Annotated in this window: 23 protein-coding genes; 9 read left to right on the top strand and 14 right to left on the bottom strand. The window is 55.5% G+C overall.

Annotated features, from left to right (window positions below):
* The first annotated feature begins 4 nt into the window (after positions 1-4).
* From hmgA to maiA, 3 genes are read left to right on the top strand one after another with little or no spacing between them, the layout of a single operon-like run.
* Entirely contained in the window at positions 5-1,375 is a 1,371-nt protein-coding gene (gene hmgA / locus AMM48_RS11970) for a homogentisate 1,2-dioxygenase (protein ID WP_102784228.1), read from the top strand.
* A gap of 15 nt (positions 1,376-1,390) precedes the next feature.
* The gene (locus AMM48_RS11965; protein ID WP_102784227.1) at positions 1,391-2,410 is read left to right on the top strand and encodes a fumarylacetoacetate hydrolase family protein; all 1,020 of its coding nucleotides are present in this window, start codon (positions 1,391-1,393) and stop codon (positions 2,408-2,410) included.
* A gap of 11 nt (positions 2,411-2,421) precedes the next feature.
* Positions 2,422-3,081, top strand: a complete 660-nt coding sequence (gene maiA, locus AMM48_RS11960; RefSeq protein ID WP_102784226.1) for a maleylacetoacetate isomerase — start codon at positions 2,422-2,424, stop codon at positions 3,079-3,081.
* A gap of 6 nt (positions 3,082-3,087) precedes the next feature.
* Here maiA and AMM48_RS11955 read toward each other — a convergent pair whose 3' ends face one another.
* Positions 3,088-4,680: a gamma-glutamyltransferase gene (locus AMM48_RS11955; RefSeq protein WP_198413529.1), complete on the bottom strand. Its 1,593-nt coding sequence runs from the start codon at positions 4,678-4,680 to the stop codon at positions 3,088-3,090.
* 119 nt (positions 4,681-4,799) lie between these two features.
* Between AMM48_RS11955 and AMM48_RS11950 the strand changes: the two genes are divergently transcribed.
* Positions 4,800-5,513, top strand: coding sequence for a GntR family transcriptional regulator (locus AMM48_RS11950; RefSeq protein ID WP_022731427.1), 714 nt, complete (start codon positions 4,800-4,802; stop codon positions 5,511-5,513).
* A gap of 100 nt (positions 5,514-5,613) precedes the next feature.
* Here AMM48_RS11950 and AMM48_RS11945 read toward each other — a convergent pair whose 3' ends face one another.
* A complete protein-coding gene (locus AMM48_RS11945; protein ID WP_102784225.1) occupies positions 5,614-6,039 on the bottom strand; it encodes a nuclear transport factor 2 family protein in 426 nt (141 codons plus the stop codon).
* Between the two features lie 270 nt (positions 6,040-6,309).
* Between AMM48_RS11945 and AMM48_RS11940 the strand changes: the two genes are divergently transcribed.
* From AMM48_RS11940 to AMM48_RS11925, 4 genes are all read left to right on the top strand, one after another.
* On the top strand, positions 6,310-7,497 hold the full coding sequence (locus AMM48_RS11940) for an ABC transporter substrate-binding protein (RefSeq protein WP_181951569.1): 1,188 nt from the start codon (positions 6,310-6,312) through the stop codon (positions 7,495-7,497).
* A 96-nt stretch (positions 7,498-7,593) separates the two neighbouring features.
* Positions 7,594-8,469 (top strand): branched-chain amino acid ABC transporter permease, encoded by an 876-nt coding sequence (locus AMM48_RS11935; protein ID WP_102784224.1) that lies wholly within the window; start codon positions 7,594-7,596, stop codon positions 8,467-8,469.
* Positions 8,469-11,024: a branched-chain amino acid ABC transporter ATP-binding protein/permease gene (locus AMM48_RS11930; protein ID WP_102784223.1), complete on the top strand. Its 2,556-nt coding sequence runs from the start codon at positions 8,469-8,471 to the stop codon at positions 11,022-11,024. The genes AMM48_RS11935 and AMM48_RS11930 overlap by 1 nt, the downstream gene beginning before the upstream one ends.
* A gap of 1 nt (position 11,025) precedes the next feature.
* Positions 11,026-12,246 carry an amidohydrolase family protein gene (locus AMM48_RS11925; protein ID WP_102784222.1) on the top strand — a complete coding sequence of 407 codons (1,221 nt, stop codon included), beginning with the start codon at positions 11,026-11,028 and terminating at the stop codon, positions 12,244-12,246.
* On the opposite strand, the gene AMM48_RS11920 is transcribed toward AMM48_RS11925, so the two are convergent.
* The 7 genes from AMM48_RS11920 to AMM48_RS11890 form a co-directional block, all read right to left on the bottom strand.
* Positions 12,247-13,587, bottom strand: a complete 1,341-nt coding sequence (locus tag AMM48_RS11920) for a HAMP domain-containing sensor histidine kinase (RefSeq protein WP_102784221.1) — start codon at positions 13,585-13,587, stop codon at positions 12,247-12,249. It lies immediately after the preceding gene.
* 5 nt (positions 13,588-13,592) lie between these two features.
* The gene (locus tag AMM48_RS11915) at positions 13,593-14,273 is read right to left on the bottom strand and encodes a response regulator transcription factor (RefSeq protein ID WP_102784220.1); all 681 of its coding nucleotides are present in this window, start codon (positions 14,271-14,273) and stop codon (positions 13,593-13,595) included.
* Between the two features lie 91 nt (positions 14,274-14,364).
* The gene (locus AMM48_RS11910; protein ID WP_102784219.1) at positions 14,365-14,973 is read right to left on the bottom strand and encodes a nucleotidyltransferase family protein; all 609 of its coding nucleotides are present in this window, start codon (positions 14,971-14,973) and stop codon (positions 14,365-14,367) included.
* Positions 14,974-14,986: 13 nt separating this feature from the next.
* Entirely contained in the window at positions 14,987-16,012 is a 1,026-nt protein-coding gene (locus AMM48_RS11905; RefSeq protein WP_102784218.1) for an XdhC/CoxI family protein, read from the bottom strand.
* An 84-nt stretch (positions 16,013-16,096) separates the two neighbouring features.
* Positions 16,097-18,265 (bottom strand): xanthine dehydrogenase family protein molybdopterin-binding subunit, encoded by a 2,169-nt coding sequence (locus AMM48_RS11900; RefSeq protein ID WP_102784217.1) that lies wholly within the window; start codon positions 18,263-18,265, stop codon positions 16,097-16,099.
* Between the two features lie 3 nt (positions 18,266-18,268).
* A complete protein-coding gene (locus AMM48_RS11895; RefSeq protein WP_022731416.1) occupies positions 18,269-18,730 on the bottom strand; it encodes a (2Fe-2S)-binding protein in 462 nt (153 codons plus the stop codon).
* A 182-nt stretch (positions 18,731-18,912) separates the two neighbouring features.
* Positions 18,913-19,146, bottom strand: a complete 234-nt coding sequence (locus AMM48_RS11890; protein ID WP_102784216.1) for a hypothetical protein — start codon at positions 19,144-19,146, stop codon at positions 18,913-18,915.
* Positions 19,147-19,362: 216 nt separating this feature from the next.
* Between AMM48_RS11890 and AMM48_RS11885 the strand changes: the two genes are divergently transcribed.
* Positions 19,363-19,800 (top strand): Lrp/AsnC family transcriptional regulator, encoded by a 438-nt coding sequence (locus AMM48_RS11885; RefSeq protein WP_022731414.1) that lies wholly within the window; start codon positions 19,363-19,365, stop codon positions 19,798-19,800.
* Between the two features lie 161 nt (positions 19,801-19,961).
* Here the strand turns inward: AMM48_RS11885 and ugpC are convergent, their stop codons facing one another.
* From ugpC to AMM48_RS11860, 5 genes are all read right to left on the bottom strand, one after another.
* Positions 19,962-21,017, bottom strand: coding sequence for a sn-glycerol-3-phosphate ABC transporter ATP-binding protein UgpC (gene ugpC / locus AMM48_RS11880; RefSeq protein ID WP_102784215.1), 1,056 nt, complete (start codon positions 21,015-21,017; stop codon positions 19,962-19,964).
* A 99-nt stretch (positions 21,018-21,116) separates the two neighbouring features.
* Complete coding sequence (locus tag AMM48_RS11875; protein WP_102784214.1) at positions 21,117-22,346, bottom strand: carbohydrate ABC transporter permease; 1,230 nt, start codon at positions 22,344-22,346, stop codon at positions 21,117-21,119.
* The gene (locus AMM48_RS11870; protein ID WP_102784213.1) at positions 22,346-23,659 is read right to left on the bottom strand and encodes a sugar ABC transporter permease; all 1,314 of its coding nucleotides are present in this window, start codon (positions 23,657-23,659) and stop codon (positions 22,346-22,348) included. Before AMM48_RS11870 ends, AMM48_RS11875 begins: the two co-directional genes overlap by 1 nt.
* Positions 23,660-23,731: 72 nt before the next feature.
* Positions 23,732-25,072 carry an extracellular solute-binding protein gene (locus AMM48_RS11865; protein ID WP_102784212.1) on the bottom strand — a complete coding sequence of 447 codons (1,341 nt, stop codon included), beginning with the start codon at positions 25,070-25,072 and terminating at the stop codon, positions 23,732-23,734.
* Positions 25,069-26,193, bottom strand: coding sequence for a substrate-binding domain-containing protein (locus AMM48_RS11860; RefSeq protein WP_102784211.1), 1,125 nt, complete (start codon positions 26,191-26,193; stop codon positions 25,069-25,071). Before AMM48_RS11860 ends, AMM48_RS11865 begins: the two co-directional genes overlap by 4 nt.
* Positions 26,194-26,202 lie beyond the last annotated feature (9 nt).

Genomic DNA, 26,202 nt, shown 5'->3' with positions numbered 1-26,202 from the left:
CGCCATGCTTGATAAGCCGACCCACGATGGGGCCAAAGACGCCGTTGATCAGCAAGACCTGACCTATATGACAGGTTTCGGAAACGATTTTGAAACCGAAAGCCTGCCCGGTGCCCTGCCGGAAGGGCAAAACAGCCCGCAAAAATGCGCCTATGGGCTTTATGCCGAACAGCTTTCAGGCTCCCCTTTCACTGCCCCGCGGGGCACCAATGAACGGTCCTGGCTGTATCGTATCCGGCCCAGTGTGCGCCATAATGGGCGGTTCAGTACTCTTGATCTATCCGATTGGAAAACCGCACCGTGTCTGAATGATCACAGCTTGGCCCTTGGTCAATTGCGCTGGGACCCGGTGCCCATGCCAGATGTGCCAACCGATTTTATTGCAGGCATGCGCACGATGACCACGGCGGGCGATGCTCTGACCCAGACAGGCATGGCAAGCCATGTCTATGTCTGTAACGCCGACATGGTCGATGATTATTTCTTCAATGCCGATGGGGAACTTCTGATCGTGCCCGAAGCCGGGACCCTTCGGCTTTTCACCGAACTTGGCATGATGGACGTCGCCCCGATGGAGGTTGGCCTGATCCCGCGGGGCATGATGTTTAAGGTCAGCATTCTTGAAACGAGTCATGACGGCGGTGCACGCGGCTATGTGTGTGAAAACTATGGCGCGAAATTTACCCTGCCCGATCGGGGCCCGATTGGGGCCAACTGCCTTGCCAATCCTCGTGATTTTAAAACACCAGTTGCGGCCTATGAGGATAAGGAAACAGCGTGCCGGGTGCTGGTGAAATGGTGTGGCCAGTTCCACGAAACCGGCATTGACCATTCGCCGCTGGATGTGGTGGCATGGCATGGCAATTACACACCGTTCAAATATGATTTACGGACGTTTTCACCGGTTGGTGCGATTGCATTTGATCATCCCGATCCATCAATCTTTACCGTGCTGACCGCCCCCTCGGACGAGGCCGGGACAGCCAATGTCGATTTTGTAATTTTCCCGCCGCGCTGGATGGTGGCCGAACATACCTTCCGCCCGCCGTGGTATCACCGTAACATCATGTCTGAATTCATGGGGCTGATTTGTGGGCAATATGACGCCAAGGAAAAGGGGTTCGTTCCCGGTGGTATGAGTTTGCACAATATGATGCTGGCCCATGGCCCTGATGCGTTCGGGTTTGAAAAGGCCTCCAATGCCGAGCTTGGCCCGCAGAAGCTTGAGGGCACCATGGCCTTTATGTTCGAAACCCGGTTTCCGCAGCAATTGACCAAATTCGCCGCCGAACTCGATACCCTTCAGGATGATTATCTCGATTGCTGGTCGGCGCTTGAACGCAAGTTCGACGGAACCCCCGAAGGCCGTAAATAGAGGCAAACCAACAATATGAAACTCGCAACCCTTAAAAACGGTACCCGTGACGGCAAACTTGTTCTGGTGACCCGTGATCTTGAATTCTATGTTGATGCCAGCGCCATCGCGCCAACGTTGCAAGCCGCCTTTGATAATTGGGCTACCGTTGCTCCGCGGTTACAAGAATTGTCTGACGAGGTTGGCGCTGGTTCAACCATTGCCAAGCGGACAAAACTTGATACCACCCAACTCCATTCCCCCTTGCCGCGCGCGTTTCAGTGGGCGGATGGGTCGGCCTATGTCAACCATGTCGAACTGGTGCGCAAAGCCCGCAGTGCGGAAATGCCCGAAACATTCTGGACCGATCCCCTGATGTATCAGGGCGGATCGGACCGTTTTCTGGGGCCATGTGATGATATTGCAATGGCCGATACCGCGTGGGGCATTGATATGGAAGGCGAGATCGCGGTCATCACCGACGATGTCCCGATGGGTGCCAGCCTTGATCAGGCACGCGATGCCATCCGCCTGATCATGCTGGTCAATGATGTGTCGCTGCGCGGCCTAATTCCCGGCGAACTGGCCAAGGGATTTGGCTTTTTCCAGTCCAAACCGTCGTCGGCCTTCTCACCCGTTGCCGTGACGCCAGACGAATTGGGCGATGCATGGGATGGGGGCAAGGTGCATTTGCCTTTGAACGTTGACTTGAATGGCAAACCGTTTGGCCGGGCCAATGCAGGTGTTGATATGACCTTTGATTTTGCCCAACTGGTGGCGCATGCCGCACGCACACGCCCCCTTGGCGCGGGCAGTGTGGTCGGGTCGGGCACGGTGTCAAACAAACTGGACGGGGGCCCGGGTAAGCCGGTTGCAGAAGGCGGGGCGGGATATTCCTGCATTGCCGAAATTCGCATGATTGAAACCATTGAAACCGGTGCGGCCAAAACCCCATTCTTGCAGTTCGGTGATCGGGTCAAGATCGAGATGCTCGGCAAAGACGGCACATCGATCTTTGGCGCGATCGATCAGACCGTAACGCAATATAAGGGCTAAGGTGGCGGATCATGGCTGAGGTCGTTTTATATGATTACTGGCGATCCTCAGCTAGCTATCGGCTGCGGATTGCCTTGGGGCTTTTGGGCATTGCGTACCGCACGGTGCCAGTAGATTTGCTCACCGGGGGGCATAAGTCCCCCGCGTACCTGCAGCATAACCCACAAGGATTGGTTCCCGCGCTTGAGATTGACGGGATCATGATGACCCAGTCGGTGGCGATCCTTGAATATCTTGATGAAACCCGACCCGGTCAGGGATTGTTGCCCACTGATACCTTGGCCCGCCAACGGGTTCGCGCACTTTCACACGTGATCGCGATGGATATTCATCCCGTTTGTAACCTTGGCGTGGTGCGCCATGTCATGGATATGGCAACCACCCATGGCGAGGACCCCGATGCGGCGCGATCAGAATGGATGGCAAAATATATCGGATCGGGTTTGGCCGGATTTGAAGCTATGCTGGCCCAAGGTCCTGAAGCTTCCCAAGGCGATTTCTGTCATGGGGATCGGCCCGGCATGGCCGATATTTGCCTGATCCCGCAGCTTTATAATGCCCATCGCTGGGGCGTTGATACCAGCCGGTTTAACCGGATCAACGCGATTGCCGAGCGCTGTTCTGCCATCAAGGCGTTTGAAAACGCCCATCCTGATCATTGCCCGCGATAGCCCGTTTCAAACCCCAATCGCCATGCCGTCGCTGCGCGGGTCATGCGCCCCATCAACAACACCGTCGTCATCAATGCGGATGATCCCGGCCTGACCGGCAAGCGCACTTTGGGCTTCGATTTCACGTAAGATATGCCCGCGTTTGGCAAGGGCATCAAACACGTCATCCCCGGCATCGGCTTCAAGCTTCAGGCTGTCATTGGCATCTGAAAATGTCTTGCCCAGCAAGAAGCGTGGCTTTGCCAGGGCCTCAGCAGGCGACAGGCCAAAATCAAGTAAACGGCTAAGGAGCATCGCCAATGTTTGCGGCTGTCCATCCGCACCCTGCGTCCCATACAGCAAATGCGGTTTGCCGTGTTTCAGTGCCAAGCCGGGGTTGAGGGTATAAAACGGGCGTTTGCCGGGTTTAAGTTCATTGGGATGACCCGGCTGGGTGCTAAAGGCAGCACCGCGGTTTTGCCAGACAATGCCGGTATCGCCCGCAACAACTCCGCTGCCCCAATCAAAATAGGTACTTTGAAGCACACTGGCGCAATTGCCCTGTGCGTCGGTTGCCGCCAAAAACACTGTATCGCCATGGCGGAACGGATGGGGCCAATCCATTGCGTGGGCGGTTGAAATATCGTCGGCGGCGGATGTCAAAACCTCGTCGGTCAACATATTGCTCAGATCATCAAGATTGAAATCCGGGTCGGCAATGCGGTCGCGCGCCAGAAACGCGCGTTTAATCGCCTCAACCACCAGATGGTAATGATCGGCCGTGCCTTCGGCCCAGTTCTTTGCCCCCAGTTCGCGCAAGATGCCCATGGTCATCAGGGTCGCCAATCCTTGTGTCGGGGCGGGCGGGGCATAAAGCGTGACATCGCCATAGGCAAGCGACACCGCATCCACTGTGCGGGTGCGTGTTTGGGCAAGGTCATTTACCGTGATCGGGGATCCTGCGTTTGCAAGGCCCGCAACAATGCGCTGTGCCAGATCGCCTTCGTAAAAGTCACGCGCCCCCTTGGCTGCGATCTGTTTGAGGCTGCGGGCAAGGTCGGGCTGTTTAAAGGTTTCGCCGGGTTTTGGCATCCGGCCATCGGGGGCGAAGATGGCGGCAAACCCCGGCCAGTTTGCAAATTCGTCTTTACGGAAGTTCAGCCAGAAACATTGCGATGCACTGATCGGGAAACCGTTTTCAGCCAGCTCAATCGACGGGGCGATCAAACCCGACAAGCTGCGTTTCCCGCCCCAATGGCGGGCCGAATGATCCAGCGCGTGTTGCCATGAATCAACTGTGCAGGCGGTGGTTAATGTTGATGCTGGGCCACGCAGGGGAATGGGCGTTCCCGGTGTTATGGTCTCAGGCGCTTTTTCACCCGCCTGCCCAATGCCAAGAAACGATTGAACCTTGCCCGATTTGTCCGACACCATCCAGACCGCATCCCCGCCAATACCGCAGAAATGCGGGCATGTTACCGCTAACATCGCGGCTGTGGCGACGACCGCCTCAATCGCAGTGCCGCCATCGCGCAGCACGTTTGCCCCGGCGTGGCTGGCGGCGGTACTGGGGCTTGTGACCATGGCGCGGAAGGTGGAGGGGGCCGTTATGTCGGTCATGGCAGCGGTTTCTTTCCGTAAATTCAGATTGGGGTATCTGTGGTGGCTAAATTGTATGCAATCAACTATACAAACGAGACGGGTAAAATTGTATGGCGCATCAAACGTGACGGATCGGCATGAAGGCATCTGATAAGGTAAAGCATCGCACCGACATGATCAGTTCGGCGTTGCGTTCGGCCATTCTTGAACGGGTGTTGATGCCCGGTATGAAATTGCCCGAAGATTCGCTTGGCGAACGGTTTGGCGTCAGCCGCACGCTTATCCGCCAATCGCTTGAACGGCTTGCCGCCGAAGGCCTGATTGAGCTTCGCCGTAACAAGGGGGCGATGGTTGCCAAGCCCAGCCTTGAAGAAGCCCGTGATCTGTTTGAATTGCGCACCCAGATCGAAGACCTTGTGATCAGCCGGGTGATCAAGAATATGACGCCTGACATCATTGCCGAACTTGAAGGTCACCTTGCCAAGGAAGTCGAGGCCGAACACGCGGCCGAGCCAAAATCGATCCGGCTGGCGACCGAGTTTCATATCTTGTTGGCAAAACTTGCCGGAAGCCCGGTCTTGCTGCGCTACGTCGAAGAAATCGGCTATCGCTGTGGCTTGACGCTGTCGCTGTATGCCCGGCCCCATTCGACCGATTGCGGCATTGCCGAACACCGGCAGATCATCGAGGCCCTGGCGACGGGCGATGAGGACACCGCGCGCAAATTGATGCGCCATCATCTTAATGCCGTTGCCGACCGGGCCCTTTTCACCACTGACGAGGGCGGGCCGCTTGTGTATCTTGATGCGCTTGAACCCTATGCCAAAAAGGTGCGTGACGGCGGCGCGTGATATACGCAAACCGCTGTACGCATAACCACCCGTCCGCAAGAGCAGGCGGTTATCAGGGATATCGGGGTGTCTTTGCATCCGTGTCACCAGCTAGCTGTGATTAGGCCCGAATGCCCTTGCGCACCAGAATGCGTTCGGCACTTTCATTCCAGACATCCATTTTGACGATCTTGCCGTTTTTGATCACAAAGCGATCAACATACCGGTTGCCATCAAACGCGGTGCCATCCGGCCATTCGCCGTATAGCCAGCCGGTGCTGTAAACCACTGTCTCACTGTCGTTTTTGGCGACGTCAAACTGACCGAACTTCTTTTTCACCCATTTATAACGTGCCGCATTAAACGCGGTTGTGCCTGTCGGATGGTCGTATTTCTGACCATCGGTAAAGGTGATGACCACATCATCAGACATGAATGTCGCGGCCAGATCCGGGTCAGGCTTCATCGACGCATCAAGAAAATCGCGCACGGTTTTGGCTTCTGGTGGCAGGGTATCAAGCACGTTTTGTGCGGGTGTCTCAGTCATTTGGAAATCCTCATTCACGGCATTTGATCTGCGATGAGCATAATACGTGGGCAGAAAATTTGCATGCACTAATTTTATGCAATAATTGCATGCAATTTGCGTATACATAAGGCAATGCACAAATTTCACGCGATTAAAAATCGCGTAACTGTCTGATTATATTGATTTCCTGTTTTTGGCACGCCCCTTGCTGCAGTGCGAAGGTCATTTGGCGCGCACCGTGAAACTGCGACGACCAACTGTAAAAGTCATATAATCAGGGAGTCTCACATGCCTATTTCTTCGCCTATCCCGAAACTCACGCGCCGTGCCGCCCTTCTGGGTGCTGCGGCGGTACTGATGTTTTCCGCCGTCTTGCCCGCCCATAACGCCCGTGCCGAAGATACCGTCAAGCTCGGCCTTGTTGCTGCGCTAAGTGGTCAGTCGGCCAAATCGGGTGAGGCGATTACGCGTGGTATTATGCTTGCGATTGACAAGATCAATGCCGACGGTGGCGTTCTTGGCAAACCGCTTGAACTTGTATCGCGTGATGATGAAGGCAACCCGGGCAAAGGTCTGGTTGCGGCACGTGAACTGGCACAGCGTGAAGGTGTTGCTGCGATCATTGGGGGGCTTGATACGCCGGTTTCCTTTGCCATTGTACCGTTCGTCAATCAGCAGAAAATTCCGTTCATCGGCCCATGGGCAGCAGGCACCGGGATCACCAAAAACGGTGCGGATGAAAACTATGTCTTCCGTGTTTCGGCCGTGGATGAATATGTCGACGAAGCGATCACTGAATATCTGATTGCCAATTACGGTGCGAAAAAACCGGGCATGATCCTGATCAACAACCCGTGGGGTGAGTCCAATGAAAAGGGTTTGCTCAAGGCACTTGATAAACGCGGTATGGAACATGCCGGGATTGAAAAGTTTGAATCAAACGACGTTGACGTCGTCCCGCAGCTGACCCGCTTAAAAGAAAACGGTGCAGATTCCCTGTTTGTCGTGGCCAACGTTGCCCCGACCGCACAGGTGATCAAATCGCTTGATCGTATGGGTTGGGATGTGCCGATTTCATCGCATTGGGGCCCGGCCGGTGGTCGTTTCACCGAACTTGCCGGTAAATCTGGCGAAAAGGTCCATTTCATTCAGACCTATCTGTTTACCGACGCGGCCGATCCGATGTTCGTCAAACTTCAGGAAAAGTTCCCTGAGATCAAAACGCTGGCCGATGTTACCCCGGCAACCGGCATTGCCAATGCCTATGACGCGACCCTTTTGACGGCTGCTGCGATTGAAAAGGCTGGCTCGACCGATGGTGCGGCCATTCGCCAAGCGATGTACGAGATTTCCGGCATCAAAGGCATGATCAAAACCTATGACACGCCGTTCACCCCGGACGATCAGGACGCGCTTGGTCCCGAAGATTACACCTTCGCGCATTTCGTCGAAGGTCAGATCATTCCGATCAAATAATCGATCTTTTTCACCCCTTGCGGTGCTCTGTGCCGCAAGGGTTTTTATCCCTTTGAACGCTGCACCTATGTGCAATCGACAAGCAGGTAACCGGCAATGACACTCTTAATCGCAGCCCTGATTACCGGCATCGGTCTTGGCAGTATGTACGGACTGGTCGCACTCGGATTTCAGATCACCTATTCGGTGTCCTCAAAAGTCAATTTCGCGCAAGGCAGCATGGTAATGCTGGGTGCCGTATTGGGGTTTGTGTTTTGTGAACAATATGGCTTTCCGGTCATTGTGGGCTATCCGCTGGCGATCCTGTGCTGTGGTGTGGCCGGTATTCTGGTGGAGTTTTTCCTTGTCCGCCCGTTTGCCATTCGCAATTCCGAAGCCTGGCTGATGGCAACGGTTGCGGGCGGTATTCTGCTTGATAACGTGGTGCTGTTCACCTTTGGCAATGAGCCGCGCACGTTGCCGTCAAACCTTGTCGGTGAAAGCTGGAATGTGTTTGGCACCGGGGTGTATCCGCAACAAATCCTGATCCCGATTGCCGCCATTGGTGTTGCGCTGGCCTTGCACGCGCTGTTTCGCCATACCCGTCAGGGGCGCGCACTTTTGGCCGTGGTGCAAAACCTTCAGGCCGCCAAGCTGATGGGCATTAACACTACCGTGATGGTGACCGGATCATTTGCCATTTCATCGATGCTGGCGGGCTGTGCCGGGCTTTTGATCGCGCCACTGTTTTCCGTACATTCCGACATGGGCACATTGTTTGGTCTTAAGGCCTTTGCAGTCGCCATTCTGGGCGGCATGACATCGGCCTATGCGGTGATGCTGGCCGGATTTATCTATGGGCTGGTTGAGGCCGGTGTGACCACCTATCTCGGCTCGTCCTATACCTTCATTGTCGTGTTTGCCTTGGTGATCGCGGTTCTGACCATCAAACCAAGTGGCCTGTTTGGCCGTGCTGCGATCAAAAAGGTCTGATGATGAAAAGCCTTCCCAAATTCAAAAATCCCATCCCGAAGTTGAACAAGCCTGTTGCACTCGATTGCACGATTATTCTCGCCGTCATCGGTGGTCTGATCGGCGTTTCGATCACTGGCGGATATACCCAGTTCATCATCGGCCTTGTCGCCATCACCACAGTTTTATGTGTGGGTCTGAACGTTTTGTATGGGTTGACCGGCCTTGTATCGCTGGGGCAGGTCGGTTTTTTCGCCATTGGTGCCTACGCCAGTGCGATCCTGACATTGGCCGGGCTGAATTTCTGGTTTTCACTTTTGGCCGCGACCATAATTGCCGCGATTGCGGGCTGTGTGCTGGCCATATCGGCTGTGCGGATGGCCGGGCCGTTTTTGGCGATGGTAACCATTGCCTTTGCCTTCATTGTCGAACATGGCGCAATTGAATGGCGGTCTTTGACCGGCGGGCAAAATGGCCTGATGGGCTTTCCGATGCCCCAAATCGGGTCTTACGTTTTTGCCGAACGCGATCTGGTGATGCTGTGTGTGATTGTTGGCGGTTTGGGATTGCTGGCATTCCGGCGTCTGGCCGTCAGTGGCTGGGGCATGGCGATGACCAGCATGCGCGATGCCGAAATCGCCGCAAGTTCCCTTGGCTATAACGCCTTTGCGGTCAAGGCATCTGGCTTTGCCATTGCGGCTGCCATGGCCGGTCTGGCGGGTGCGTTGTACGCACCTTTGATGATGTTTATCGCACCTTCGAACTTCCCGATCAGCCAGTCGATCCTCTATCTTTTCGCCGTCATTCTGGGCGGTGCGGGCACGGTGCTGGGGCCATTGGTCGGGGCGTCTGTTTCGGTGCTGTTGCCAGAACTCCTGTCTGATTTTGCCGAATACCGCCTGCTGATTTTCGGTGCCCTTTTGATTGTGGTGCTTCTGATTGCACCGCGCGGGTTGGTTGGCGTGGTGGAGCGCTTCATCCCGATTGCCAAACGCGGTGTCACGGCCATTCCCCCCGCCGAGATTGAGGCGGGTCTCAAAGCATACCCAAAATCCGATGGGTTAACCGTCGATGATGTGTCGATTGCCTTTGGCGGGGTCAAGGCGGTCAACAGCGTTTCCTTTGCCGCCAAACCGGGGCAGGTAACATCGATCATCGGCCCGAACGGGGCGGGTAAAACCACGCTTTTGAACATCATCAGCGGTTTTTACAAACCAACCGAAGGGGCGGTGCGAATCGGCGCGCAGGATATCGCCGGACGTCCAACCGACTTTGCCGCACGCAGTGGCATTGCGCGCACCTATCAGGCAACCCGTCTGTTTGAAAACATGTCCGTGATCGATAATGTGATCGCCGGCCTTCCGGTCGGGCGGTTTGGCGCACCGTTTTCGGTGATTGCATCGGACAAAAACCGCAGCCACGCGGCTGGGCTGTTGGCATTTTGCGGCTACGTTGGTGATATTGATGCCCGGGCCGGTGATTTGCCGCATGTGGATCGCCGGTTGGTCGAAATTGCCCGGTCACTTGCCACCAAACCCGGCGTGTTGTTGCTTGATGAACCGGCAGCCGGTTTGATGCATGCCGATAAGGTGTCGCTTGCCAAACTGTTGCGGCAATTGGCCGATGCCGGAATGACGGTTGTGTTGGTCGAACATGACATGGAAATGGTCATGGGCATTTCCGACCATATTCTGGCGGTTGATGCCGGAACCCCGATCATTTTCGGATCACCGCAGGCAGTGCAAAACGATCCACAGGTGATCGCGGCCTATCTTGGCGATGGTGAAATGAAGGCCCGCCCGCGTCCCATTCCGTTCGAACCCGGTGCTTCCCCGGTGATTGAAACCCTGCGTCTGACGGCGGGATATGGTGCCGCACCGGTCTTGCAATCGGTTGATTTAAAAGTCCAACAGGGCGAAATGGTCGCCCTTCTGGGGGCAAACGGGGCGGGTAAATCAACCTTCCTGACCGCCCTTGCCGGGCTGTTGCGCCCGGTCAAAGGCAGCATCGTTTTAAACAACGAATATATCCATACGCTGGCCCCCCATCAGATCGTCGAACAGGGCCTGATCCTTGTCCCCGAAGGACGGCAGGTCTTCCCCGAACTGACCGTGCGCGAAAACATCGAACTGGGTGCCTATAAACAACCAAAACCGGTCAGTAAGGACGAACTCGAAGGCATCCTGAAACGCTTCCCGCGCCTTCGTGATCGCATCAACAGTCTGGCCGGGCATTTGTCGGGCGGTGAACAGCAAATGATGGCGATTGCGCGTGGATTGGTGGCAAAGCCAAAGGCACTTTTGCTTGATGAGCCATCCCTTGGTCTGGCCCCGGCCATGACCGAGGAACTTTATGCCATTCTGGGCGAACTTCGCGATGACGGGGTGACGATCCTTCTGGTTGATCAGATGGCAACCATGGCGCTTTCCGTGGCCGATTACGCCTATGTCCTTGAACAGGGGCAGGTGGTCGCCCAAGGCAAGGCGTCCGAGCTTCGCCGTGATGAACGCCTGATTGCCGCCTATCTTGGCGGTGCCGAACAAACCACAAAAGAACCCAAAAAGGTTGCACAGTAAGATGCTTGATTATTTGGTGAGGAACGCCTGCCTGCCCGGTGAAAACACGCTGGTTGATATTGCCGTTGGCCAAGGAAAGATTATCGAAATTGCCACGTCACTAACCGGCGATGCCCCGGTTTTTGAAGCGGACGGTCAGTTGATCAGTTGCGGCTTTGTCGAAAGCCACCTGCATCTTGATAAGGCCTGTATCCTTGATCGGGCCAAAAACAAAACCGGCACGCTCCAAGGGGCGATCAGTGCGGTTGCCAACGCCAAAAGCGGCTTTACCGAAGATGACATTTACGCACGCGGCGCACGCGTCATTGAAAAGGCAATTACCGAGGGCACCAATGCGGTGCGCACCCATGTTGAAATTGATCCGGGCATCGGGCTTGCGGGCTTTAACGCGATTAAACGCCTGAAGGCCGACTACGTCTGGGCGATGGATATTGAAATCTGCGTCTTCCCGCAGGAAGGCCTGCTTAATTATCCGGGGACCGAAGAATTACTGCGCGAAGCCCTTGATAACGGCGCGGATTTGCTCGGCGGATGTCCCTATATGGATACCGATCCAGAAGGTCAGATTTTGCGCCTGTTTGAAATGGCGCGCGACTATGACGTTGATCTGGATTTCCATCTCGATTTCGATCTCGATGCCAGTTGGCGGCATTTGGACGCGGTTGCCAAACAAGCCATCGCCTTTGGCTGGCAAGGGCGGGTGATGATTGGCCATGTGACCAAATTGTCCGTCCTGCCCAAGGCACAACTTGATGACACGATTGCGCTTATGCGCGACGCCGGGATTGGCTTGACGGTTTTACCGGCAACCGATCTTTTCCTGACCGGGCGCGATCATGACCATTCGGTACCACACGGGGTCGCACCGGCGCACAAACTGGCCGCACAGGGTGTGTGTTGCACGATTGCGACCAATAATGTGCTGAACCCGTTTACGCCCTATGGCGATTGTTCGCTGTCGCGCATGGCAAATCTTTATGCCAATGTCAGCCAACTTTCGACCGAGGCGGAACTTGAAACCTGCTTTGCCATGGTCGCCGATGCCCCGGCAAAATTGCTGGGCCGATCAAGCAAAATCGCGGTGGGTGAGGCCGCAAGTTTTATTGTCCTGCCCGCCAAAAGCCGCGCACAGGTCATCTCGGAAATCAGTCGTCCGATTTGGGGGATGAAGGATGGCCGGGTGACGTTTACCCATCCGGCGGCGACCATATTCCATCCGTGATCAGCTTGTCACAAGTTCCGGTTCTGGTTTGACCAGCGTATCGGCGCCGGGGTCAAAGGTCACCGACATGCCACCATTTTGAAGGTGGGTCGGCGTGCAATGCCAGTTCAGGCGCGCGCAAATACGCCGGACAAGTTGCAGGCCGATGCCCTCACCCTGCGGGGTGGCACATTCACCAGTACAGGTCGAAATTGTATTTTTGACGGTCAATGCTGTCCCCTTTAGCGTGATGGTCACCTGCCCCTTGGGAGTGTGTTGAAACGCATTGCGGATCAGGTTGGATATGACAATCATCAAGGCCGCCCGTGACGTGGCAATCACGGTGTCTTCGCAATCGGGGGTAAAGCTGCATGTGACGTGCTTGCCGTCGGTCAAATAGGAAAGATCACTGATTTCCTGTTCGATAAAGGCTGCGAAACTGATGTGTTCGGTACTGCCGACCGGCGCGTTGTCCCGGCCCAGCCACAACAATGTTTCCAGCAGTTGCTGCATGTTGCGGTTTGCCCGTTTGATCCGGGTCATGACCCGCGACTGGGTCTGGTTCAGCGGGCTTTTTTCCAGCAATTCAACATTGCCAGACACAATGGTCACAGGGGTGCGGAGCTCGTGACTGGCTTGGCGCAGGAATTCACGTTCACGCGCAACAAACTGGTCAATCTGATTGACCGACCGATGCAATTCACGCGCAACGTCATTCAGTTCTTCGAACCCGAAATCAGGGATCGGATCGGCCAACCGTTCGGTCGTCAAATTGTTGGCCCAGTCTTGCAGGTTTTCAGACGGCTTGGTCAGGCGTTTGCCAATGATCCACAGGAACCATGCAAAGATGCCAATAACCGCCATGGCAAACGGGATCGAAAGCAGGGCCAGATTGTGCAGGCGCTCAAAAAAGACGCTTTCGCCATCGCCGACATGATAGGTCTGCAAAATCAGGATTTCACGACCATCGGCAAGCTGGTGGGGAAAAACCAGAAAGATCGGATTTTCTGGGTCTTTCTGGTCGGCATATTGATCCGTGTTGATATAGAAAAGTTCGTTAAGTTCGAGGTCTTTGGGGCGTGCATGCGCGCGCAGCTCTGCGGGCAGTTCGTCAAACCGTTCAAAGGATTCAATATTGAACCCCTTGGGCAACGGAGCATCCGGGTCGCGGGCAAGCTGATCGTCATATTGCTCGGCAATCAGTTGAAGCTGAAAGGCCGCAACCATCCACTTGCCATAGAGCATGTAGAAATTCAGCACCGCAGTATAAAGAACCAGCGTGACCACCAATCCCAGCAAGACGTAATTGCGCACAAAGCGCGAAAAGGATCGGGTTTTGGGGGCACAACAGGTGGTGTTCATAACAGTTACTCGCGCAGGGCCACGCCCTGGCCCGGAATGGTGTGAATCAGATTTTGCTCAAACGGTTTGTCGATCCGATGACGCAATTTGTAAAGATGCGTTTTCAGCGCATTGGTATCGGGCGGGTCCCCCTGCCATAATGCCATGGACAACCGCGACCGGGTAACAACCCGTGGGCTGTTCTGTGCCAGCACCTCCAAAATGGTCCAGCCGGTTGGCGATACATTGATGTTTTGACCTGATCGGATGACCGACCGGTTTTCAAAATCAATCATCAAATCGCGCAGGGCAAACCGTTTGACCTCGCCACTGCGCCGACGTGACAGAACCCGCGTACGCAGCAAAAGTTCTTCAAGCTCGAACGGTTTGACCAGATAATCATCCGCCCCGGCATGAAACCCTTCGACTTTGTCTTCAAGTGTGTCGCGTGCGGTCAGCATCAAAACCGGGGTGTCAATGCCCTCATCGCGCAGGGCCCGGCAAATGCTCAGCCCATCGCGAAACGGCAACATGACATCAAGCAGGATGACGTCATATTCACCAGTCAGCGCGCGCTGATATGCGGTTTCCCCGTCATAGGCATGGTCGCATTCAACGCCTTCTATCGTCAGATAATCACTGATGGTGGCAGCGATATCCATGTTGTCCTCGACCAGAAGGACCATGATGTTTGCAGTTGCTTTCATTCACGTCGTCTCTTTTCCTGCGGCGGTCAAGCATGCCGCACTTCCAATCGGGGGCAGCCCGAAACATTCATGTCGTCGCCAAATCGCTTATTTAGGTGTTCTGCGCGCGCATTGCGATCAGATCATCTTGTGTATCGATATCCTGTGCCGCATTTGGCAGATCGACGCCAATCACTTCATGGTGCGCCCCATTCAGAACCTTGCGTGCGCCTGCCTGCCCATTGAGCGCCGCCAGCAATTTAAACATATGTGCCGGGAAAATCGCCGGAACACCAAATCCGTCATCATGGCGGGTGGCCACGATGTTCTGACCATTGAACGCGGCAATCAGTTTATCATAATCGGCGGGCCCGAGACGGACCTGATCACACAGTGCGATCAAAACGCCATCATAAGACCCGTGATGCTGGATTTCCGTCATACCGGCCGCGATGGAACCGCCCATGCCCGATGCCCAATTGTCATTCGTGATAATATGGGTAGGCGCGTTGATCGCAGGCGCGATTTCGTCTTGAAACGCACCCAGAACAACAAACAAATCTGTCCCGGCAATCGTGCTTAATGCCTCGATGGTGTGGCAGATCATTGAGGTGCCGTTGATATCGGCAAGCTGTTTGCGTCCGCCAAACCGTGCACTTTCACCCGCGGCAAGAAGCAGCACGGCAAGAGGGTGGGGCGGGGGCTTGATGGGGGTGTTCATCACGCTAACGGTATCATTCTGCGGCACGCGCCATGGCGGGAACAGCGGAAACGGCGGGCACGGCACTTTGTTTAAACAGCCCGGCATGAATACCCGACAGCATCGAAAGGGCAATGCTTTCTGGCAGTTGCCCGCCGATATCAAGACCGGCAGGGCTGGAAATATCAAATGCCAGATCAGAACGGGTGATCCCGGCGTGTTTCAACACCTCGGCAAAGCGATGATTTGGTCCCAAGGCCGACAGATGTTTGATCGGTGTGGTTTTAAGGACCGCAAGGGCATCGCCATCAATGCTGATGCTATGGGCCATCAGGATAACGGCATCGACTTTGGCCTCAAACACATGGCGGGCAAGGTCATCATCAATCTTGCGCAAAATCGTATCTGCATGTGCGAAATGTTCGGCACGCGCATTGGCCGCACGCGGATCAACAAGTGTCGTCACCCATCCCATTTCATGGGCGATGTTAATCACAGGGCGGGCATCAAGTCCGCCCCCGACCAGCAGAACATGGGGTTCAGGGCGGATCGGTGTGATCAGCCAGTCACCATCGGTCCGCTTTTCAATATGGGCGGTCTGTTGTGCGCTGTCGTGTCCGGTGATATCGCCGGTTTCAAAATGCCCGGTGACGTCACCGACTTTTTGGAAATACCGACCACTTTCGCGCTGCGTCAAAGCGTGATGCAAATCGGACAGGCCGAGATCATTTTGGGCAGTAACGGGTTGCAACATGATGTACACCGTGCCGCCGCAGCCCACACCAAGCTTGAACGACAGATCATCCTCGTCATTGCCATCATAGACCAGCATCACCGCCTTGCCGGTGATCATGGCCTTGCGGGCATTGCGGATAATATCGGCCTCAAGACAGCCACCACTAAGCAGGCCGAACTGCTGTCCATGACCATTGATCAGCATCATCGCCCCGGCCTTGCGATAGGCTGAGCCGTCGGTGCGATACACCGTGCCCAAAACCCATTCGGTGGCGTCACGGTTCGCATGCCAGGCGTTTAGCATCGCAGAAAGTTGGTTGCTCATTATCTGTTCCCTTCAAGGGAAAAGGGGCTGCCCGGAGAACACAAGGGAGGGGGGGAAGAAATTTGGTTCTCCGGGCAGTATGCCTTACACGAAGTCGAAACCGGCCTTGGTCATGGGAAGATCCATGATCCGCTTTCCGGTTTGCGCAAAAATGGCATTGGCGACAGCCGGTCCGGTCGGGGGAACGCCCGGTTCGCCAACACCGGTTGGTGCATTGTTTGACGGAACAATTGCGACTTCGATTTCAGGCATCTCTTCGTTGCGCAGAAGCTCATAGTCCGGGAAGTTGTATTGATCGACTTCCCCGTCGGTCAGTGTGATCTGATTGCGCAAGATGGCGCTGAGCGCAAAGCCCGCCCCGCCTTCCATCTGTGCGCGGATCACATCGGGGTTGATGGCAACCCCGCATTCGACGGCCATGAACAGTTTGTTGACGTGCACACTGGTTTCCTCAACCGTGATATCGGCAACAACCGCAACACATGTGTTAAACGAAAGGTGGCTGGCAAAGCCGCGCTTATCGCCTTTTTTCCAGCCCGATATGTCGCGGACCAGTTTGATGGCTTCGATCATGCGGGCCTGATTGGCCGTACCACCATCGAGCATCGACAGGCGCATCTCAATCGGGTCTTGCCCGGTTTGGGTGGCGACCATATCCATCAGGCTTTCCATGACAAACCCGGTATGGGTATGTCCCACCGAACGCCACCAGTTGATCGGAACCGGGGTTTGGAAATCGCTGAGGCCAATGCCGAAATTCGGCACGTTATACAGGCTTTCAGCAACCCCTTCGGCGGACGTTGGGTCAATGTCGTTTTGAACCATACCGGCCATCGGCGTGCCTTTGACAATGGATTTGACCGCAAGCCGGTGGTCCCAGCCGATGATTTTGCCATCGGCATCAAGACCGATTTTCGCCCGGTGGGCCGACATCGGACGGTAATAGCCGCCTTTAATGTCGTCTTCGCGGCTCCAGACCAGTTTGACCGGAACCTTGCGCCCGGAAACGGCAAAGGCCATCGCGGCTTCGGTATTGTAGTCAGACGTGGCATTGGCACGACGGCCAAATGATCCACCGGCATAAAGTGTTTTGACCTCGACCTGTGACGGGTCAAGTTCAAGCACGGCGGCGACCATTGGCTGGGTAAAGGTCGGGAACTGGCAACCGTCATGGACGCGAACACCATTTTCGGTGGGTTCAATCGTGCAGTTTTCCGGTTCCAGCGGCGCATGTGCGAGGAACGGGAAATCGAATTCGGCGTCAATCGTTGTGGCCGCATCGGCCAAAATCGGGGCGACGGAGGCCAAGGGGACTTCGTGATTGACGTCAAATTGCGGGGTCTCAAGCATCGCTTTGTGGTCGGCCATCATGGCATCGGTGCTGCGCGTTTCAGCCGCACTGAAATCCCACTCAACCGACAGCGCATCACGGGCCTGAAACGCGGCCCATGTATTTTTGCCAAAGGCTACCACACCTGCCTTGTTGGGCAGAACCTGTGCGGCGATAAAACCACCAACGTCTTTGGCACCACTATCGTCAAACGACACAACCGTGCCGCCAAATTTCGGGCTGCGCATGATCACGGCATAGATCATACCGGGCAGATTGACATCCATGGCAAACATCGCAGTGCCATTGGTTTTGCCGGTATTGTCCTTGCGGTGCAGTTTTTCGCTGCCAATCAGTTTGAACTGATCGGGGGTTTTGACCGTTGGTTTTTCGATCGCTTCAAGCGTTGCGGCAATGGCGACAAATTCACCGAAATGACCGCTATTGGCACCCGATGTCAGCATGCCGTTTTCAACCGAAATGCTGCTGGTGTCGACACCCCATTTCTGGGCGGCGGCCCGGACCAAAAGATCACGCGCTGCCGCACCGGCTTCGCGGTATTGCATGAACGAATTGGCGATTGAGGTCGACCCACCGGTCCCCTGTGCGCCAAAGAACAGGTTTTTATACCGTTCGGTATTGGCCGGTGCGAAATCAATGGCAACCGCATCCCAGTCGGCATCAAGTTCTTCGGCGACCAATGTGGTCAGCCCGGTGGTCGTGCCCTGACCCATTTCGAAATGCTTGATGATGACGGTGACCGTGCCATCGGCATCAATTTTAACAAACGGGTTCAAATCGGTGGCGGCGGATGCGGTGCTTCCCGCAGCCAGAACACCCTTGGCGTTTACACCGACCAAAAGGGCGGTGGTGCCAGCAGCCGATGCTTTGAGGAAACCACGGCGTGAAACGTTGATTGTCATGACTTAGGCCTCCAGCTTTTGCGATGCGAGCTTGATGGCTTCGTTAATGCGGACATAGGTCACACACCGGCACGCATTGCCGTACATGTATTCCTTGATGTCTGCATCGGTCGGACTGGGGTTTTCGGTCAAAAGACCGATGGCCGACATGATTTGGCCGGACTGGCACCAACCACATTGCACCACATCCTTTTCACGCCAAGCGGCCTGAACGGCCTCGGCAACTTTGTCGGTTGCCCCTTCGATGGTGGTGATTTCGGTTTCAACCGCATCCTCGACAAAGGTCTGGCAAGACCGGGTCGGATAGCCATCGACATGCACCGTACAGGCGCCGCAATAGGCAACGCCGCACCCAAATTTGGTACCGGTAAGCTGTAGTTCGTCGCGCAGAACCCAAAGCAGCGGGGTGCCCGGTTCGGCGTCAACGGTTCGGGATTCACCATTGATCTTAAGCTGATATTGCATGACCGCCTCATCTCTCTCTTTTGGCTTGTTGGCTGATCATTGCGGGGCTGTGGGTAACCGACGGGTAACCACCCCGAAAAGAAAAAGCCTGCCGATACAGGATATGTACCGGCAGGCTTTTCATCACATCAGATCTCACCGGCAAACAGGGTGGGGGCCAGTTTGCCGATGGGGAATGGATCTCAGTTCGGCAGACGACCATGTTCGCAAGCGAATTGAACGTCGCGGCGTGCAATGCCGATATCGTCAAGAACTTCGCGCGGGGCCGACCGCAGCATTTGGGTGTCGCGGGCGATCTTGTATGCGTGTGCCCATTTGCGCGGCAAAAGGACGAGCCAGCGCCAGACAGATGCGCCTGAAACCGGCGCAACGTTGGTGGTGGCGACGAGGGGATCAGTCGTAACTTGTGCTGGCATGATGCTGGCTCGCTAGTTTGTTTGCTAATAAGGGGTTAGAGTTTCCTCTGAACCCACAGATAAACTACGCCTGCAATATGTTGTTTGGCGCGCAAACTTCGCAATTCGGTGCGAGATTTCCGCAAAAATTTTATAAAAACGATTTTCTTTCGCTGGCGGCTTGGGTCATCCTTGTTTACAGGGAGTTACATCATGATGAACCGGGAAGACTGAACCGTGGCGGAGCTTGATAAATTCGACCATCGCCTGCTTGAACTGTTGCAGGAAAACAGCCGTTTGACGGGCAGCGAGCTTGCCGACCGTGTCGGGCTGTCGTCGGCGGCCTGTTTGCGCCGGGTTCAGCGATTGCGCGAAACCGGCGTGATTGAGCGCGATGTTGCGATTGTGTCGCCTAAGGTTTTTGGTAAAAAGATGATGGTTATCGTGCTTTTGACCATGGAGCGCGACCGGCCGGACCGCTATATGTTGATGCGTGAAGCATTCGCCAAAATGCCCGAAGTTGTCCAATGTCATCATGTGACGGGGGCGCATGATTTTGTGTTGCGGATTCAAGTGACTGACATGGAAGAATACAGCGCATTTGTCGATCGGGTGTTTCATGAACCCTATATCAAGCGCTATGAAAGTCTGGCGGTTCTGGGGTCGCTGAAGTAGCGGTTCGGACTGTTTTTATTATTCATATTTTTTGAATAATCATCTTTATTATTCATTTTAAGCAAATGACCAAATGGCGAACCAAGGGCCCGACGAAGGTTCGCCATCTGGGTGACATTTGACCGCATTTTAATTGTATGAGGATTAAAATGCGTCATCGATCAGGCCGGAATGGTTTTTTCGGCGGCATCGAACAGATGCACATTTTCCGATCCAAACGTCAGCCCGACCACATCACCGACGACAGCATCGGAATGGCCGACGATGCGCACGGTGAAAAGTCCGACGTCGGTGACATTGACATAGGCAAAGCTGTCCGAACCGAGATGTTCCATGACATCAATCTGACCGACAAGGATGCCGTCCTTTTCGGCACAGAGGGACATATGTTCGGGACGGACCCCCATTTTGGTGGCGCCTTCGGCATTGCGGGCAATATCGGATGTGTTGTCATTGCCAAAGGTGACACTGGTGCCCGCCCCGGTGCATTCGACCACATTCATTTTCGGGGATCCGATAAATTGCGCGACGAACAGGTTGCCCGGATGACGATAAAGATCAAGCGGGGAACCGATTTGTTCGATCTGGCCTGCTTGCAGCACAACGATCTTGTCGGCCAGCGTCATGGCTTCGACCTGATCATGGGTGACATAGACCATGGTCGCACCAAGCTTTTGATGCAGACGGGCGATTTCAAGGCGCATTTCAACCCGCAAAGCCGCATCAAGGTTCGAGAGCGGTTCATCAAACAAAAACGCGCGCGGTTCACGGACAATGGCGCGACCAATGGCAACACGTTGACGCTGCCCGCCCGACAGGGCCTTGGGTTTGCGGTCAAGGTAGTCTTCGAGTTTGAGAGTTGCGGCGGCCTCATCTACCTTGGCGGTGATGTCGGATTTGGGCATGCCAGCCACGGTCAGCGCAAAGCCCATGTTTTCACGCACCGATTTGTGCGGATAAAGGGCATAGGATTGAAACACCATGGAAAGTTCGCGTTCGGCGGGCGGTTTGCCCGTCACGTCATCGCCATCAATGATGATCTGACCGTCGCTGGCCTCGACCAGACCGGAAATCAGGCGCAGCAAGGTCGATTTCCCACAGCCCGAAGGGCCGACGAAAATCACCAACTCGCCCTCGTCGATTTGAAGGTCGATGCCTTTGATAACCTCGACACCGCCAAATGATTTACGGATGTCTTTGAGTTCGATCTGACCCATTTTATTTGGCCTCCTGATCTTTGGCGGTGGGCGTTGTTTTTATGGATGGTGTGGATGGTGCGGAATGCCGGGTTGGCATTTGATGGATTGGTGACTTGATCATCCCTTGACACTCCCGGCCGTCAGGCCCTGAACAAGGAAGCGTTCAAACCACAGGAAGATCGCCAATATCGGCACGGTGGCAATTACTGCACCGGCCATGAGATGCTGACGGGGAACCTCGGAGGAATTGAGCGAGACAACCCCACGTGACAGGGTGAAGATGCCCGGATCATCGAGGAACATGAAGGCAAACAGGAACTCGTTCCACGCAATCATGAAGACATACAGCGATACCGATGCCAGGGCGGGAAGGGCGAGTGGCAAGGTGATTTTCCAGATCACGCCAAGGCGCGACAGACCATCCATCACACCGGCTTCTTCAAGTTCGGCGGGAATGCCGCGAAAATATCCCTGAAGCATGTAAAGGGCGACGGGAACCGTGGTGGCCGGATAGACAATCAAAAGGCCAACCAGCGAGTTGCGCAAGCCAAGCTGGCTAAACACCGCATAAAGCGGGATCACCAGAACGATCATGGGCACGAGATAGATCAGCAGGATCGAGCTTGAAAGCACGGTCTGGCCGGGGAATTTCAAGCGCGCCACCGCATAGGCACCCGGAATGGAAAAGGCCAGTGTGATGATCACGGTCGAGACGGAGACGATTGTCGATGTCAGAAGGAAACTGCCAAAATTGAACTGGGTAAACAGTTCGACATAACTGTCGGTCAGGCTGGCAAAACCCTGCGAGAGATCAATCGACAGATCAAGCGGGTTCAAGAACAGGTCTTGCTGGTTCTTAAGACTGGTCATCACCATCACATAGAATGGCAGGATGACGATCACGCTGAAAAACACAAAGCCAAGCCCCTTGAACACGCGCACAATGACAAGATCAAAGCTGTAGCGTTTGAGCATCCCCGCATGCGCATCCATCAGACACATGCGGTTGGCAAAGGTGATGGCCAGTGCAATCAGGCCAACGCCAAAGGCCTGAGTGGCAGAATTTTGCGAGAATGACAGGCTGAACGGCATGCCAAAGGACACCAGCATCATCGCAATCACCACGGCGGCAAAGGCGACAAGATACAATCCCGGTGTGCGGTTTTTAGGCGCGCGCGAGATAATGATCGCGGCATTGACCGCCCCGGCAAGCGCACCTGCCGACATGATCGGGGTGGCGGCGAGGCCGGTAATCAGGGTGAGGGAAATGCCGGTAATGACAATGGCAATCACGCCCCAGATCAGGCCCGAAATCAGGGCAAGTAGAAGACCCGTACCAATACGCATTACTGATCCTCCCGATGGACGAATTTGAAGTAGAACACGGCAAAGACCAGAAGCAGGATGAAGATGGCGACGGCCACGGCCGCCCCGGCCCCAAGGTTTGAAAGGGCAAAGCCCTGTTCATAGACATCGACGGTCAGGGTCCGCGTGCCCGCAGCCCCGCCGGTCAGAAGGAAGATGTCGTCGAATTTGTTGAACGTCCAAATGAAGCGCAGCAAAAACAGGGTCGATAGAATGCCCAGAAGCTGCGGCAGGGAGATGTGCCAGAACTGTTGCAGCGGGGATGCGCCGTCAACCTCGGCGGCTTCATACATGTCCGAGGAAATCGATTGCATGCGGGCGAGAATAAACAGGAACGACAGCGGGAAATACCGCCATGCTTCAAAGGCGATCACAGTCGCAAGGGCCAACGGGAATTCAATGGTCAGGCCAAAGATATCAATCGGCAAAGCGCGTTGGCCAAAGAAGTTTACCCCGGCATCGGTGACGTTCATGCGTTGCAAAATGGCATTGAACGTGCCGTTAAACGGATCGAGCAGGATCACCCATGTAAAGGCGACCGCGATCACGGGGGCGACATAGGGAAACAGGAAAAGGCCGCGAATGATCGCGCGGCCCTTAAAGGGCTTGTTTAAAATCTGGGCGGCAAACAGGCCAAGCACCAGTGCGCCCAAGGTGCCAAAGACGGTATAGGCAATGGTGACCCAAAGGACACTCCAGAATTCGCGGGAATCAAAGATGCGCGCAAAGTTATCGAGCGTGAACTGGTTGTTGGTGAGAATGTTTTCGGAATTGCCGGTCAAGGTTGGTTCGCTGTCGCGGGGCGACACCGGATTGGCGGCAAAATCGGCATCGGCGGTGGCTTTGAGTTCAAGGCGTTGACGGTCCCCGCCTTCAAGCCGGTCGAGACGGCAGGTGACGTTTTGACCATCAACCTCACAGGCCGGGTCAATGTCAGTCACGGTGATGCCAGACGGCAGGGTATCGGTCAGAAGAACGTCATCAATCGCACCGGTTTGCGATGAATTTCGCATGCGATACTGAATGCGGAATTCTTCGCCCGCGACATCCATGTCCCCCCGGACACGTTCGGACACCACCGGGGTTGGCGGGCGCAAATCGGACAGTTTGACCGGCTTTACCGAAATCCAGAAATTGGCCAGCAACGGAAACAGCACAACGCCCATGACAATGATAAAGGTGGGTGCCAGCATCCAGAGGGCCAGTCGGGCTTCGCGCCGGGCCATGGGGCCGAGTTTTGATTTTTTGGGCGGTGCTGTTGCGGATGGTGTCTGGGTGCTGTGGGACGTTGTCATCGTCTTTGGTCCGTTGTGAAAACCAGATATCCGGGGCGACCCAAAATCAGCCCGCCCCGAATTCAAGATCGTTTATTCGACGGCGGCGATTTCTTCGTTGATCAAATCAGCCGTTGCCGATGCATCACGTTCGCCGTCGATATATTCGCGAACCAGCGTGTTGATGATCTGGCTGTTGATGATGCGCGATGCCTTGGCCAACTGGCCTTCGGCAACGCCCCAACGGTTCGCGGTTTTAAGCCCCGAAACGATTTCGTGGATCACAGCCGGGTCATAGAGTTCGGACAGCGGTTTTTTGCGATCCACGCCAACCGGCAGGGTCGACCACAGATCAACGAATTTTTCCGGTTCATCGGCCGTGCCATTGCGGACCGGGAATTTGCCTTCGGGGGCGATGGACAGGGTATTGCCATAGCCTTCGTCCATTGAGAATTTGACGAATTCTTCGGCGGCATCGGTATCGGCGTCATTGGTGATGCCAAAATAGTTGATGTCCCCCCATGCGGCACCATCCGGGTTGGACGGGCCGGTCAGGCGGGTGACGATGCCGGTTTTCGATGCCAGTTCGCCCGATGTCGGGTCATCGTTGATGGTGGGCGGGGCGCTGTCGCGAAGGCCCGCCAGTTCATCCAGAATAAAGGGCGACCAGATGATCATCGCCGCCTGACCAGCGAAATAGACTTCGCGCGATTGTTTCCAGTACAGATCACCGGGGGGCGATGCCTTGGCGATGGATTTATAGAATTCGAGTGCCTCAATGAGCTTGGTCTTGTCAAATCCGACAGAGCCATCTTTGGCAACCGGGGTTGCGCCATTGGCCAGAAGGACATGTTCGAGCACCTGGCTCATGAAATTGTCGTCGATCTTGGTTGCGGCGACAAAGCCATACATTTCCGGCGGATTGTGCAGTTTTTCCAGCGCCTTTTGAATGTTGGCGTAGCTGTTGGGGGCCTCAAGCCCGGCTTCGTCAAACAGGTCCTTGCGGTACAGCACCATCTGGGTCCAGCCATCGGACGGAACGGCGGCGGTTTCGCCGTCAAAATCGGCCATCGACAGGGCGGCGGGGGCAAAGGTATCGGCCCCGAGATCGCGGATGACTTCGTTGTTGGCTTCGGTATCAAGGATACCGGCCTCGGACCATGGCAGGACATATTGCAGGGTGAGATAAATGACGTCGGGCAAATCACCGGCGGCATAGGCGGCCGTGGCCCGTGTGCCCAGTTCGGATTCCGTGACCGGAATGACTTCGACGGCCGTGCCGGTTTTTTCCTCAAACGCCTTGGCCATTTCCTGCTGCTTGGCAAGGCGGTCTGGCTGTTCTTCGATGGTCCAGAAACGCAGCTGTGCGCTTGCCATGCTGGTGGAAACCAGCAGAGCGGCGGCTGCGAGGGTCAGCGTAAATCTTGTTTTCATGAGATGCCTCCCTTGGCATTGGTTACCGGCATTGATGCCGGATTGGCATTGGTGACCGGCTTTGGTGCCGGCGGATTGGCTGATCCACGGATGGTCAGCGTTGCTTCCCACAAGATTTGGGAAAACTCGGATGCAGGCGCGTTGGCCTCTTTGGTCTCGTTCGCCTGGGCGACGACGATCCGGCCAACCGCGCGGCCGACCTGATAACTGGCCTGGCTCATGGTGGTCAGGCCGGGGTGGATGGCCTCCCCCATCGGCAGGCCATCAAAACCGATAACGGATATTTCTTCGCCAACCGTGATTCCGGCGTGGGCCAGCGCATGGATCGCACCAATGGCGACCGCGTCGGTGACGCACAGGATGGCGGTGGGGCGGTCGGGATGTTTGAGGAGGTCGGCAACGGCGTGCCGGGCGGCCATTTCATCGGTGATGCCGTCATGAAGGTAGCCGTCAAGAACATCGCAGCCATGGGTTTTTGCCGCGCTCAGATATCCAGACCGGCGTTGCCATGCATAGTTCAGGTCGGGATCGCCGCCGAGATAGGCGATCTTGCGATGGCCCAAACCAACAAGATGGTCCATGGCATCAACAAACGCCTTTTCATTGTCGATGTCGAGCCACGCGTAATCGTCGCAGTCTTCGGTGCGGCCCTGCACGACAAAGGGGATATGCGATTTGCGCAGATAGTCGATGCGCGGGTCGTGGCGCCGTGTGCGGGCAATGACAAAACCGCCCACCTTGCCGGATCGTATGAGGCGATCCATGACTTCGACCTCGTCATGGCCTTCGGGGACGGCGGCAACCAGTAAGTCCCAGTCCGACAGGGCCAGTTCGGTCGCCAACCCATCAAGGATTTCGGCCAGAAACGGGTCAATTTGATGCCCATGACGGGCGGGCAGGACAAAGCCGATGGTTTCAACCACACCACGCGCCAAGCGCCGGGCGGTGGTGGAGGGGCGATAACCCAGTTCATCGGCGGCCTTGCGCACACGCGCGATGGTTTTGTCGGCAATGTCGGGATAGTTGTTCAGCGCGCGCGAAACCGTGCCCTCGGACAGGCCAAGGTGCTTTGCCAGTCGGGCAATAGACATGGTCTCGCTACGTTGTGGCGCGCGTGGCACGGAACCTCC

The organism is Thalassospira sp. GB04J01, assembly GCF_000751115.1.
In the GTDB taxonomy this organism is placed as follows: domain Bacteria; phylum Pseudomonadota; class Alphaproteobacteria; order Rhodospirillales; family Thalassospiraceae; genus Thalassospira; species Thalassospira lucentensis.
This window is presented reverse-complemented; position numbering and strand designations above follow the sequence as displayed.

Excerpts from the sequence above, each read along its gene's own strand:
- hmgA (WP_102784228.1), top strand. The coding sequence starts at position 5 with ATGCTTGATAAGCCGACCCACGATGGGGCCAAAGACGCCGTTGATCAG.
- AMM48_RS11965 (WP_102784227.1), top strand. The coding sequence starts at position 1,391 with ATGAAACTCGCAACCCTTAAAAACGGTACCCGTGACGGCAAACTTGTT.
- maiA (WP_102784226.1), top strand. The coding sequence starts at position 2,422 with ATGGCTGAGGTCGTTTTATATGATTACTGGCGATCCTCAGCTAGCTAT.
- AMM48_RS11955 (WP_198413529.1), bottom strand. The coding sequence starts at position 4,680 with ATGACCGACATAACGGCCCCCTCCACCTTCCGCGCCATGGTCACAAGC.
- AMM48_RS11950 (WP_022731427.1), top strand. The coding sequence starts at position 4,800 with ATGAAGGCATCTGATAAGGTAAAGCATCGCACCGACATGATCAGTTCG.
- AMM48_RS11945 (WP_102784225.1), bottom strand. The coding sequence starts at position 6,039 with ATGACTGAGACACCCGCACAAAACGTGCTTGATACCCTGCCACCAGAA.
- AMM48_RS11940 (WP_181951569.1), top strand. The coding sequence starts at position 6,310 with ATGCCTATTTCTTCGCCTATCCCGAAACTCACGCGCCGTGCCGCCCTT.
- AMM48_RS11935 (WP_102784224.1), top strand. The coding sequence starts at position 7,594 with ATGACACTCTTAATCGCAGCCCTGATTACCGGCATCGGTCTTGGCAGT.
- AMM48_RS11930 (WP_102784223.1), top strand. The coding sequence starts at position 8,469 with ATGATGAAAAGCCTTCCCAAATTCAAAAATCCCATCCCGAAGTTGAAC.
- AMM48_RS11925 (WP_102784222.1), top strand. The coding sequence starts at position 11,026 with ATGCTTGATTATTTGGTGAGGAACGCCTGCCTGCCCGGTGAAAACACG.
- AMM48_RS11920 (WP_102784221.1), bottom strand. The coding sequence starts at position 13,587 with ATGAACACCACCTGTTGTGCCCCCAAAACCCGATCCTTTTCGCGCTTT.
- AMM48_RS11915 (WP_102784220.1), bottom strand. The coding sequence starts at position 14,273 with ATGAAAGCAACTGCAAACATCATGGTCCTTCTGGTCGAGGACAACATG.
- AMM48_RS11910 (WP_102784219.1), bottom strand. The coding sequence starts at position 14,973 with ATGAACACCCCCATCAAGCCCCCGCCCCACCCTCTTGCCGTGCTGCTT.
- AMM48_RS11905 (WP_102784218.1), bottom strand. The coding sequence starts at position 16,012 with ATGAGCAACCAACTTTCTGCGATGCTAAACGCCTGGCATGCGAACCGT.
- AMM48_RS11900 (WP_102784217.1), bottom strand. The coding sequence starts at position 18,265 with ATGACAATCAACGTTTCACGCCGTGGTTTCCTCAAAGCATCGGCTGCT.
- AMM48_RS11895 (WP_022731416.1), bottom strand. The coding sequence starts at position 18,730 with ATGCAATATCAGCTTAAGATCAATGGTGAATCCCGAACCGTTGACGCC.
- AMM48_RS11890 (WP_102784216.1), bottom strand. The coding sequence starts at position 19,146 with ATGCCAGCACAAGTTACGACTGATCCCCTCGTCGCCACCACCAACGTT.
- ugpC (WP_102784215.1), bottom strand. The coding sequence starts at position 21,017 with ATGGGTCAGATCGAACTCAAAGACATCCGTAAATCATTTGGCGGTGTC.
- AMM48_RS11875 (WP_102784214.1), bottom strand. The coding sequence starts at position 22,346 with ATGCGTATTGGTACGGGTCTTCTACTTGCCCTGATTTCGGGCCTGATC.
- AMM48_RS11870 (WP_102784213.1), bottom strand. The coding sequence starts at position 23,659 with ATGACAACGTCCCACAGCACCCAGACACCATCCGCAACAGCACCGCCC.
- AMM48_RS11865 (WP_102784212.1), bottom strand. The coding sequence starts at position 25,072 with ATGAAAACAAGATTTACGCTGACCCTCGCAGCCGCCGCTCTGCTGGTT.